Origin of the sequence: Lentibacillus sp., from assembly GCF_035301675.1 — a bacterium.
Lineage (GTDB): Bacteria > Bacillota > Bacilli > Bacillales > Amphibacillaceae > Lentibacillus.
This window is the reverse complement of sequence record NZ_DATGTT010000095.1, coordinates 43,553-55,541: the sequence shown is the minus strand read 5'-3', so window position 1 is coordinate 55,541 and position 11,989 is coordinate 43,553. Positions and strand designations below refer to the sequence as shown.

The window sequence follows — 11,989 nt, the reverse complement described above, 5'->3', positions numbered from 1 at the left end:
CAGTCTGAACGGCACAAGTGTTAGTGTCAGCGTCCGGAACGCTGAGAGCGGCGAGATTCTGTATAATCATAATGGCGATTTGCGCCTCCATCCGGCTTCAAACATGAAGTTGCTGTCGGGTGCGGCCGCCATGGAAACATTAGGTCCGGATTACCAATTCACTACGAAAGTGCTCACAGACGGCCAGATAAACGGAAAAGTGCTTCATGGCGATTTATATTTAAAAGGAAAAGGTGATCCGACCTTAATGAAGAAAGACCTTGATCAGTTTGCAGCACAGCTGAAAGAAAAAGGAATCAGGAATATTAAAGGTGATTTGATAGGCGATGACAGCTGGTATGACGATGTGCGCCTGTCGCAGGATCTGAACTGGTCAGATGAACCGTATTACACTGGTGCTCAGGTTTCGGCATTGTCATTATCACCGAATGATGATTATGATGCGGGGACCGTGATTGTGGAAGCATATCCGGCCGATGAAACCGGAAATGAAGCGGAGGTCACGGTAACACCGGAAACTGATTATGTCACAATCACCAACAATACAGAAACCGTTGCCGCCGGGGAAAGCAAAGACATCTCCATTCAGCGCCAGCATGGATCCAATGAAATTATCGTTGAAGGAACAATTCCGGCAGACGGATCAAGGTCAAGGTCGTGGGTATCAGTTTGGGAGCCGACCGGATATGCGCTTGATGTCTTCAAAAAATCGCTCAAGGAACATGGCCTTAAGTTCATTGGCAATAGTGACGTGAAAACCGGTATAACACCCGACGATGCAACTGTTCTTGCTTCGAGGGATTCGATGCCGCTTGAGGAACTGTACATTCGGTTTATGAAGCTGAGCAATAACGGCCACGGTGAGATTCTGACAAAAGAAATGGGTAAAGTGCTGAATGGCGAAGGAAGCTGGGATGAAGGGCTTGATGTCATTGAAAATGTGGCAGAAAACTACGGCATTGACAGTGACACCATCCTGTTGCGTGATGGTTCGGGCATGTCACATAAAAATATGATTCCCTCAAATGGATTGTCACAGTTTTTAACAGCCATACAAGACGAAGAATGGTTCCCGGCATTTGAGAACTCGCTGCCTGTTGCAGGCGCACCCGAACGCTTTGTCGGCGGAACACTCAGATACCGAATGACCGAAGAACCGGCACAAGGGAATGTTGTCGCCAAAACGGGGTCATTGACCGGCGTTTCAACGTTATCCGGTTACGTGACATCACAAGACGGCGAAGAGCTGGTGTTTTCCATCATGTTTAACAACTATTTAGGCAGCTCGGATACAGAGCTTGAGGACTCGATTGCCACAACATTGGCCGGGCATGAGTTTTAGAATGATATAGGGGTTCCGGCCGTTGTTTTATCACATCATTAAACCAACCTGCCTGGCAGGTTGGTTTTAAGGGGGAGACTACCTTTAAGTTGGCTTTAATAACCAACTTCAATTGCAGCATTTACAATATACATTAAATCATTCTCATCATCTTTTTCATCCAGCATAATCCCGCTAGAAGTTGCCATACCGCCGTCTGTGACATCCGCAGTGACTGAACCGTACGGAATGGCATTTTTAATTTGCTCGACATCAAGTTTATCACGGTCGAGCGGAACGGCCAGCCGGACATTCACCTGCATGTTATCAAGTTTTCCATCCGGAAGACTTTTCTCGATTCCAGGCATTGAATTGGAATAAATCGCATTTTCCACAGCACGGACGGAGGCTTTTGTGATGTTTTGGCCATGAACATCAATACCGCTGCCTGTTTGGATGAAAAGAATTTGTTCCATGAATGATATGCTCCTTTTATTTCATGTATTTGGATACTACTTATTGGACACTTCCCATATGGATAAACCCTAAAACATCTGACAGGACTAAAAGATTTGAAAAATCCGTGTTATAATCAAAAATAGGAACTAAATCAGAAAAAGGTGAGACGATGAAAACTGAAGTTAACGGAAACACACTTGAACTGATGACTGGTGATATTACGAAGCTGGATACAGACGCAATTGTCAATGCCGCCAACGGAACGCTTATGGGAGGTGGTGGTGTTGATGGTGCAATCCATCGGACAGCAGGCAAGGAACTGCTGGAAGAATGCAAACAGGTGCAGGAGAATCAGCTTAAAGGTGAAAAATTACCGACCGGTAAGGCTGTCATCACAGGCGGCTTTAATTTGCCGGCAAAATATGTCATTCATACGGTTGGGCCGGTCTGGAATGAACGTGATCAGGGTCAGGAAGAATTGCTTGCCAATTGTTATCGTAATTCTTTGGAACTTGCAGTGGAAAATGACATGGCCGAAATAGCGTTCCCATCGATTTCAACAGGTGTGTACAGTTTTCCAATCGATCTTGCTGCCAAAATAGCCTTGCAAACGATCACTGATTTTCTAAAGAACCATGATTTCGGAAAAGTAATGATGGTACTGTTTTCGGAAATAGATTATGAAACATATGCTGCTGCACTCAAAGAGTCGGCCGGATAATTGCTGAAAGGATTTAAGTTCCCTTTAAAAAGAAACAATTCTGTGAAAAACCAAAAATGACGTAGCGCTTTTATCTGACAAATGATAAAATTTAATAAGAAGGTGTAAGAAGGAGAAATCACGATGAAGCTTTGGATGCGGAAAATAGCAGTGGCACTGGTTGCGGTTGTCACATTAGGTTTATATATTCCCGAATTTGATGTGGATGTCGAAGCAGAACAGAATAAAGAAACGATGGATTCTGAAAGCAACTCGCATGATAGAGCCATCAATGAAACAAGTGACCCGCCGATTCTGACGCCAGAATTGCCTGATGCGGATGCGGACGCTGCTGCCCCTGATCCGATTGAGGAATTGAGCGACAAAGCACGGGAGCAGGCTATGACGAAGATGGGACCACGGATTACGGCCAAGGTGGAGGGTGAGTTCCAGGCCGTTATTCTGCCGAAAATGGAAGAAGCGCTTCATCGGATTATGGACGAAACCGGAGCGGATGATTTTCAATATTACAGCGTTACCGAGCAGCCGTCCGAGGGATTGGGCGAACGGATTTTTAATATTTATGACGAACGGACGGGGCATGACATTGCCCGGTTTGATGTCAGACGCGAAAACCGTCCCATGGAAGGTTATTGGTTCAATTTTCATTATCATATAAAGAGTGATGGCTTTGAACATCACCATGAAATTGGAGAACTTTACTGGGATAAAAATATTCCGCCGAAATGGATGGCATGATAAGGGAAGCCTGGTCTTGCACCGGGTTTTTTGTTTGTTTATGATGAAATAAGGTTGTGCAGCTGCGGGATTGCCCGTTATTAACCAACATAGGAGTTTACCATATGTCTGAAGAAAATATAACACGCATCAATTTGGATGATAAAGAATACATACTGATCGGGACAGCTCATGTCTCCAAAAGCAGTGCCGAACAGGTCAAGGAAGTGATTGAGGCGGAACAGCCGGATACCGTCTGCATTGAGCTGGATGAGCAACGGTACAAATCAGTCACTGAAGGAAATAAATGGCGCGATATGGACATCTTTCAGGTTATTAAAGAAAAAAAGGCAAGCCTATTGCTAATGAATTTAGCCATTTCCTCATTCCAGAAACGCATGGCGAAACAATTCGGGATTAATGCTGGCCAAGAGATGATTCAAGGAATCGAATCAGCCAAGGAAACCGATGCAGAACTGGTGCTGGCAGATCGCGATATCCAGATCACTTTTTCCCGTATTTGGGGAAATCTTGGTTTCAAAGGAAAAGCCATGCTGCTGATGCAAGTTATCGGCAGCATTTTCAGCCGGGAAACGATTTCGGAAGAGGAATTGGAAAAGCTCAAATCAAAGGATATGCTCGACAGTATGCTGGAAGAATTTACTGAACATTTTCCAAGGCTGAAAAAACCGCTGATTGACGAACGGGACCAGTATCTCTCCGAAAAAATCAGACGAGCACCGGGTGGCAAGGTTGTTGCTGTCCTTGGTGCTGCGCATGTTCCTGGTATTACAAAGGAGATCAAACGGGAGCAGGATTTGAAACAGCTAAGTGCACGTCCGCCTAAATCAAAGCTGCCGAAGATCATCGCCTGGACGATCCCGATTTTGATTATTTCCATCATAGCATATACATTCTATACAAACCCGTCTGCCGGGTGGCAGCAAACGATCAGCTGGATTTTATGGAATGGCAGCTTGTCAGCACTTGGAACGGCCATTGCCTTGGGGCATCCATTGACGATTTTAACAGCGTTTCTTGCAGCTCCGATATCGTCATTGAACCCGCTGATCGCAGCAGGCTGGTTTGCCGGCATTGTCCAAGCTCTTATCCGCAAACCGCATGTCGGCGATTTTGAGAAGCTATCCGAAGATGTTTACAGTGTGAAAGGTTTTTGGCAAAACAAGGTGACACGCATTCTCCTGATAGTGGTCCTGGCAAACATCGGCAGTTCGGTTGGGACATTCATCGGCGGCGCAGATGTTATCAGGGTATTTCTGGATAACCTTTAAAACAGCAGGAGGGAAATTCCTATGAAGCTGATTGCTGAACAGCCGTACGTTAAGGTGGAGCGTGAGATTGCAATCTCAGGCAAGTATTATGTTGAGGATCCCCGCTCCCTGTATTTATACAGTGATAAAATTGTAAGCCGGCATCACGAATTTCCCATCGAAAACGTCTGGGATATGTCTTATCGCCCTTTTGGCAAGGAGGGCGGTCTGTTATATTTACACACGAGCAAAGGCGTTAATGTATATACCGTAAAACAGTCGCCCGAGCATTTTATTGAAGCATTCCGAGAAAACATAAAAAAGCAGCGGTAAAAGGCTCCTTCTATAGGGAGCCCTTTTGTTTTAATGGGGGTATTTTGATCAAATGTACTAGCTGACAAACTGGATGTTCCAGTCCATCTGCAGATTATCTCTGTCTTCTATCGATTCCCCCCCTCTTCTGCAAATATCACCGCGAATCGATGCAAAAAGCTTAAGGGATAAGTCCCTTAAGCTTTTTAATCATGATGCTCTTTCAATTTTAGCCCGATAAATTTCGTCTCAGTCATGCCATCGACGGCATATTTGACGCCTTCACGGCCGACACCGCTTTGTTTGACGCCGCCATATGGATGATTGTCCTGGCGGTAGGTGGAAATTTCATTGATCCAGACACCGCCCATCTCCAGCTGATCCGCCACCCGGAATGCCCGGTCGACATCCTTGGTGAACACACCTGCCTGCAGTCCGTAAATGGAATCATTCGAGTAGCTCACGACACTGTCTTCCGTATCAAATGGAATAACGGATACAATCGGTGCGAACACTTCATCCGCGATGATTTTCATGTTGCTTTCAACATCGGTCATGATGGTAGGTTGCAAAATCGTCCCATCCCGTTCACCGCCTGCTGCTACTTTTGCACCGTTTTCGGCCGCGTCATCAATCCATTCTTTGGCCCGTTTGGCTTCCTCAACACTGATCATCGGTCCGATATCGGTTTTCTCAGATGCCGGATCACCAATGGTCAGGTCTTCTGTTGCTACAATGTATTCTTTCAGGAATTGGTCATAGATTGATTTTTGGACGTATATGCGCTGTGCCGAGATGCAGACCTGTCCGGAAAAGGCAAAAGCACCCTTGACCAGCATGCTGACGGCTTCATTGATGTTTCCGTCATCGAATATGATATTGGGTGAATTGGAGCCCAATTCGAGCGTGACTTTTTTGAAGCCCGCCGACTCCTTAATTGAGCGCCCCACAGGCAAACTTCCGGTGAATGATATTTTGTGCACTTTGTCATGGGTGACCAGCTTCTCACCGATGTCACCGGCGCCCATGAGCAGATTGAGTACACCGTCAGGCAGGCCGGCCTCATGGAATAATTTAGCCAATTTATGCGCGGAGACGGGTGTTTTTTCAGCCGGTTTGAAAATGACGGTATTACCTGCTGCAATGGCTGGTGCAATTTTATGCAATGACAGGTTTAGCGGGAAATTAAACGGGGTGATGGCAGCCACGACACCGAGCGGTATATGTTTGACCAGACCGAGGCGGCCGTCGCCGTCTATCGCTGCATCCATCGGGATTACTTCCCCGCTGATATGTTTGGCTTCTTCAGAGGCGAAGCGGAGCACCTGAATCGCTCGCTGCACCTCACCGCGGCTGAAAAAGATCGGCTTTCCGGCTTCTTTCATAATGATTTCAGCAAAATCTTCAGACTGCTCTTCCATTAAATCAGCCGTTTTGCGCAGGATATCTGAACGCTTATGTGCCGGCATGTCTTTCATGGTATTATGAAACGTATCAAACGAACTTGTGACAGCACGTTCAAATTCATCGTCTGATGCCAGGACAATCTCCTCTACTGTTTTTCCGTTATACGGGTTTTTCACATCGATTGAATCATTGCCCGTGTTGATTTCTTTGCCATTAATAATCGAACATATCATGATTTATAGCCTCCTTCCAGAGTTTCAACAAATAATATCGCCGAGTTTTTCCGTTAATTTCATATTTTCGCTGTAATCAACCGGACAGTCGATAAAGACCGGCTGATTTGAAGCAGCGGCCTTTTCCAGCGCCGGTTTCAATTCGTCCGCTTTTGTAATGGTCATCACCTCAAATCCATACGAAGCGGCGAGCTGCTGGTAATCCGGATTGCCAAATTTGATATAGGATGAACGGTCAAATTTCTTTAATTGGTGCCATTCGATCAGACCATAGCCGTTATCCCGCCACATCAGGACAATGATCGGCAATTCGAGCCGTTTGGCTGTTTCCAGTTCGGCCCCGGTCATCTGAAATGAGCCATCGCCGCACACTGCGACAACATTGCGCTCCGGATTCACCATTTTTGCGGCAATTGCACTTGGCACTGCAACACCCATGGAGGCCAGGCCGTTGGAAATAAGGCATGTATTCGGCTGATAGGTGTGATACATGCGGGCCATCCACATTTTATGGGCACCGACATCCGAGATGGCAATCGCATCTTCGTTTAAAACCGTACGCAGATCGGAAATGATTTTTTGCGGTTTCACGGGGAAATGCGTATCTTTTTGAAATGCCTCGAGTTCATCCAGTGCCTGCTTTCGAACATTGGAAACCCATGTGATATCCTTGTTCGGAGTTTTGATGTTTTCACCGAGCTTCTGCAGGTTTACCGGGATGTCACCGAGAATGTTGAGCGCCACCGGATAATTGGCATCAGTTTCGGCTTCTTCGGTGTCAACGTGAATGATCTGCGTGTTGCTCCGGTTCCAATTCTTCGGCGGATACTCCGCAATATCAAATCCGACCGTAATAATTAAATCAGCCTCGTTAAAACCGCATGTAATGTAATCATTTCCGCCGATTCCTGCCGTCAGAAGACTCAGGTCATCTTCCCAGGAAATAGCGCCTTTGCCCATAAACGAATGGACAACAGGGATGCGCACTTTTCGTACAAACGCCCGGAATTCTTCGGCAGCTTGCTGGCGGCTGATACCGTTCCCGGCAAGGATGAGCGGGTGCTCGGCTTTTTCAATCATGGTTACAGCCTGTTCGATAATGCTTTCACTCGCTTTCGTATGAGGTCGTTCATTCGGCTTAAGCGGTGTCGTCTTATCGATATCCATGCCGGCGATATCTTCCGGCAGATCGATATGGGTGGCGCCCCACTTTTCCTGCCCGGCCACCTGAAATGCTTTGCGGACAACTTCCGGTGTAATTTTGGCTGATTTAATCTGGGCATTCCACTTGGTCACCGGTTCATACATATTAATCAGATCATAATACTGGTGGGAAATTTTATGGTGCCGGTCAAGCCCTGCCTGTCCGGTGATGGCGACAAGCGGTGCATGGTCCATATTCGCATTGGCGACCCCGGTCATCAGGTTCGTCGCGCCCGGTCCCAATGTGGCCAGGCAGACGCCGGGAGTGCCGGTTAGGCGCCCGTATGTCGCGGCCATAAAGGCAGCACTTGTTTCGTGCCGGGTAACGATAAACTCAATATCAGAGTCGTAAAACGCATCCATCAGGTCAATATTTTCTTCTCCAGGTACGCCAAAAACGTACTCAACGCCTTCCTGTTCAAGACATTTGACAAGCAATTCAGAGACATTCATTGCGATCATCCTTTGTAAAATATGCTTGTGTTAGCTTTTGCCAAAAGTCACGAATTATGAGTACAAAACCACTCATCTTAAGGAAAACCCCTGCATAGGCTATATAAAGTCTATTAGATGGAAGCTTATTGTCAGGTTAAGGCGGGAGAAAACCAGTTATGGAGGGAAGTAAATGGATATACTCAACAAAGTCAGAGATCACCGTGAGGAAGAACAGCGCCTTAAGTGGGAAGGGACTTTTTCAGAGTATCTTGAGATTGTAAGAGAGAGACCGGAAGTAGCGCAAACAGCCCATTCGCGTGTTTATAATATGATAAAGAGTTCCGGGTTAACAGAAAAAGACGGCCGGAAGATGTATGACTTTTTCGGTGAAGAAATTTTTGGGCTGGAGGAAGCGATCGAAAAGCTGGTGGAGGAATATTTTCACCCGGCGGCCAAACGGCTCGATGTCCGGAAGCGGATTTTACTGCTGATGGGTCCGGTCAGCGGCGGTAAATCCACGATAGTGACGATGCTTAAACGCGGGCTTGAGCAATATTCACGGACAGATGAAGGCGCCGTTTATGCGATTAAAGGCTGCCCGATGCACGAGGACCCGCTGCATTTGATTCCGCAGCATTTACGCGATGATTTTTATGATGAATACGGCATTCGCATTGAAGGAAATCTGTCACCGTTGAATGCGATGCGTCTGGAAAAGGAATATGACGGTCGGATTGAGGATGTAAAGGTCGAACGAATTTTTTTGTCAGAAGATAGGCGTACCGGTATTGGCACGTTCAGTCCGTCTGATCCGAAATCACAGGATATTGCAGACTTGACCGGCAGTATCGACTTTTCCACGATTGCGCGATATGGATCCGAATCTGATCCGCGCGCGTACCGGTTTGACGGGGAGCTGAACAAGGCAAACCGCGGAATGATGGAATTTCAGGAGATGCTCAAGTGTGATGAGAAGTTTCTCTGGCACCTCTTGTCACTCACGCAGGAAGGAAACTTCAAGGCCGGCAGATTCGCTCTTATAAGCGCTGATGAACTTATTGTTGCTCATACCAACGAAGCGGAATACCGGTCGTTCATTGCCAACCAGAAAAACGAAGCACTGCAATCACGGATCATCGTCATGCCGATTCCGTACAATTTGAAGGTGACTGAGGAAGAACGTATTTATCAAAAAATGATTAATGAAAGCGATATGTCGCATGTGCATATTGCTCCGCACGCTCTGAGGGTTGCTGCAATTTTTTCGATTTTGACCCGGCTTGAGGAGTCAAAAAAGCAAAGTGTTGATCTTGTGAAAAAAATGCGCCTTTATGACGGCGACAGTGTTGAAGGCTATAATCAAGTGGATGTCGATGAACTGCGGAAGGAATACCCCGATGAAGGCATGCGAGGGGTTGATCCGCGCTATGTCATCAACCGGATTTCGTCAACGATCATCCGTAAAGAAGTGTCTTCAATCAATGCGCTGGATGTGCTGCGTTCTCTGAAAGACGGGCTTGAGCAGCATCCGTCGATTTCCGATGAAGACAAGGAACGCTATTTGAATTATATTTCCGTTGCCAGACGGGAATACGATGAAATTGCGAAAAAAGAAGTGCAAAAGGCTTTTGTTTACTCGTATGAGGAATCCGCGAAAACATTGCTGGATAATTATCTGGATAACGTGGAGGCGTACTGTAATAAAACGAAACTGCATGACCCGCTGACCGGTGAGGAAATGAATCCGGATGAGAAGCTGATGCGTTCGATTGAGGAGCAGATCGGCATTTCGGAAAATGCGAAAAAAGCATTCAGAGAGGAAATTCTGATCCGCATTTCCGCTTATGCACGCAAAGGAAAGCGCTTTGACTACAATTCGCACGAGCGCTTGCGGGAAGCGATCCAGAAAAAGCTGTTTGCCGATTTGAAAGACGTTGTCAAGATTACCACATCATCACAGACGCCGGATGAATCACAGTTGAAGAAAATTAATGAAGTGATTGCCCGTCTGATAGATGAGTATGGCTACAACTCCGTCTCGGCCAATGAGCTGCTGCGGTATGTCGGCAGCCTGCTGAATCGGTAAATAAGGGAGAAAAATAACAAGACTGATCCTCATCAGCTCTTGTTATTTTTTCAACTCAGCTGCGGCAACTATTAACCAGTATGCGGGGGTGTCAGCAATTAATAACTTGTTTGCTTGAGGTTGCATAGACTGAATAAAAGCATGAGGAGGGGAACATGTGCAGGAAGAAAATAAAAGTTTCACTGTCTCGAAGGAAGATTGGTCCCTCCACCGCAAAGGTTACCAGGATCAGAAGCGTCACATGGATAAAGTAAAAGACGCGATCCGAAACAATTTACCTGATCTCATCAGTGAAGAAAATATCATCATGTCAAATGGCCGGGATGTCATCAAAATCCCGATCCGTTCACTGGATGAATACAAAATCCGTTATAACTATGACAAATCCAAACATGTTGGGCAGGGTGATGGTGACAGCGAGGTCGGCGATGTCATCGCGCGTGACCCGAACGGTGGAGGTAAGGGCAAAAGCGGATCCGGCAAAGGGAAGAAAGCAGGCGACCAGCCGGGAAATGATTACTATGAAGCGGAAGTGTCGATGGCGGAATTGGAAGAAGCATTATTCAAAGAGCTTGAACTGCCTGATTTGCAGCAGAAGGAAGAAGCGGAAGTCACCACCGAAAAAGTCGAATTCAATGATGTCCGTAAAAAAGGACTGATGGGCAATGTTGATAAGAAACGGACGATTTTGACCGCTCTTAAGCGCAATGCAATTAAAGGGGAACCGCAAATCACGCCTATCTATAATGATGATCTCCGCTTCAAGACGTGGAATGATGTCGTGAATCCGGAATCAAAAGCTGTCATACTTGCCATGATGGATACCAGTGCATCGATGGGGAATTTTGAAAAGTATCTGGCCAGAAGTTTCTTTTTCTGGATGATGAGATTTTTGCGTTCGAAATATGAGCGTGTTGAAATTGCTTTTATTGCTCATCATACCGAAGCAAAAGTTGTCTCCGAAGAAGCATTCTTTTCAAGAGGCGAAAGTGGCGGAACAATTTGTTCATCCGCCTATGAGAAAGCATTGGAGCTGATTTCAGACGAATACCCTCCGTCCCGTTACAATATTTATCCATTTCACTTTTCCGACGGGGAAAACATCACATCCGATAATCCAAGGTGCATCAATCGTGTGAATGAAATCATGGATGTTTCCAATATGTTCGGTTATGCTGAGGTGAACATGTATAATCGCCAGTCAACACTGATGCGCGCGTACCGGGAATTTGAAAACCCGAAATTCCGTCATTATATCTTGAAAGGCAAGGAAGACGTTTACCATGCATTAAGGTCGTTTTTCCGGAAAAAAACAGCTACTGTGTGATACCTCCGACAACCTGCGGGGGTTCTTTTTTGCCATCTATAGCGATTTTCGCGAATCTGCAGCAATTCTTCAACTAACATTAAGCGGGAAAAAGCGCTCCACTGAATGACATCATAGCTCATTCCTTCTCAATCTTATACACGCCGCGGGAGGTACTCAGTAAAAACTTCTGCCCGTCAAACTCGTACAGCGTATTGTCTTCAAGCGGAATTTCATAAACAGATGACGGCAGCGACTGGGCGTTGCTGGCATCGGTCTCGATCGTGCCCGTCCCGTTCAGATGCAGTGCGTGCATCGGTTCATAATCATCAAGCCGTCGTGTGTTGCGCGCGTATGAAATATCCTGGAGCATCATCAGCGTCTCGTCCAAATCATCGAGTTCATGTTTGGAAATTTTGATGGTTTCGCCGTTCCATTGTTGCAGTAAGTCATTGAACGTTTCAATTGTTAAAAATTTCGCTTCCATGATCATCCCTCCTGCTTATAGATTGAGCGCA

11 protein-coding genes are annotated in these 11,989 nt (G+C 46.3%); 7 read left to right on the top strand and 4 right to left on the bottom strand.

Annotated features, from left to right (window positions below):
• The coding region (gene dacB, locus VK097_RS13960; protein ID WP_324212411.1) for a D-alanyl-D-alanine carboxypeptidase/D-alanyl-D-alanine endopeptidase at positions 1 to 1,342 on the top strand (1,342 nt) is incomplete at its 5' end.
• Positions 1,343 to 1,437: 95 nt separating this feature from the next.
• Here the strand turns inward: dacB and VK097_RS13955 are convergent.
• On the bottom strand, positions 1,438 to 1,797 hold the full coding sequence (locus tag VK097_RS13955) for a Lin0512 family protein (protein WP_324212410.1): 360 nt from the start codon (positions 1,795 to 1,797) through the stop codon (positions 1,438 to 1,440).
• A 152-nt stretch (positions 1,798 to 1,949) separates the two neighbouring features.
• On the opposite strand from VK097_RS13955, the gene VK097_RS13950 reads away from it, so the two are divergent.
• The 4 genes from VK097_RS13950 (at position 1,950) to VK097_RS13935 (ending at position 4,822) form a co-directional block, all read left to right on the top strand.
• On the top strand, positions 1,950 to 2,501 hold the full coding sequence (locus VK097_RS13950; RefSeq protein WP_324212409.1) for an O-acetyl-ADP-ribose deacetylase: 552 nt from the start codon (positions 1,950 to 1,952) through the stop codon (positions 2,499 to 2,501).
• Between the two features lie 123 nt (positions 2,502 to 2,624).
• A complete protein-coding gene (locus tag VK097_RS13945; RefSeq protein ID WP_324212408.1) occupies positions 2,625 to 3,239 on the top strand; it encodes a YpjP family protein in 615 nt (204 codons plus the stop codon).
• A gap of 104 nt (positions 3,240 to 3,343) precedes the next feature.
• Positions 3,344 to 4,510, top strand: coding sequence for a TraB/GumN family protein (locus VK097_RS13940; RefSeq protein WP_324212407.1), 1,167 nt, complete (start codon positions 3,344 to 3,346; stop codon positions 4,508 to 4,510).
• Between the two features lie 21 nt (positions 4,511 to 4,531).
• Complete coding sequence (locus VK097_RS13935; protein ID WP_324212406.1) at positions 4,532 to 4,822, top strand: hypothetical protein; 291 nt, start codon at positions 4,532 to 4,534, stop codon at positions 4,820 to 4,822.
• A gap of 185 nt (positions 4,823 to 5,007) precedes the next feature.
• Here VK097_RS13935 and VK097_RS13930 read toward each other — a convergent pair whose 3' ends face one another.
• Positions 5,008 to 6,441 (bottom strand): aldehyde dehydrogenase family protein, encoded by a 1,434-nt coding sequence (locus VK097_RS13930; RefSeq protein ID WP_324212405.1) that lies wholly within the window; start codon positions 6,439 to 6,441, stop codon positions 5,008 to 5,010.
• Between the two features lie 24 nt (positions 6,442 to 6,465).
• Positions 6,466 to 8,097: an acetolactate synthase large subunit gene (locus VK097_RS13925; RefSeq protein ID WP_324212404.1), complete on the bottom strand. Its 1,632-nt coding sequence runs from the start codon at positions 8,095 to 8,097 to the stop codon at positions 6,466 to 6,468.
• A gap of 172 nt (positions 8,098 to 8,269) precedes the next feature.
• Here VK097_RS13925 and VK097_RS13920 point away from each other — a divergent pair, with 172 nt between their 5' ends.
• On the top strand, positions 8,270 to 10,165 hold the full coding sequence (locus tag VK097_RS13920; protein WP_324212403.1) for a PrkA family serine protein kinase: 1,896 nt from the start codon (positions 8,270 to 8,272) through the stop codon (positions 10,163 to 10,165).
• Positions 10,166 to 10,322: 157 nt separating this feature from the next.
• Positions 10,323 to 11,492 (top strand): sporulation protein YhbH, encoded by a 1,170-nt coding sequence (gene yhbH, locus VK097_RS13915; protein ID WP_324212402.1) that lies wholly within the window; start codon positions 10,323 to 10,325, stop codon positions 11,490 to 11,492.
• Positions 11,493 to 11,610: 118 nt separating this feature from the next.
• On the opposite strand, the gene ymzB is transcribed toward yhbH, so the two are convergent.
• Positions 11,611 to 11,958: a protein YmzB gene (ymzB, locus tag VK097_RS13910; protein WP_324212401.1), complete on the bottom strand. Its 348-nt coding sequence runs from the start codon at positions 11,956 to 11,958 to the stop codon at positions 11,611 to 11,613.
• Positions 11,959 to 11,989: the final 31 nt, after the last annotated feature.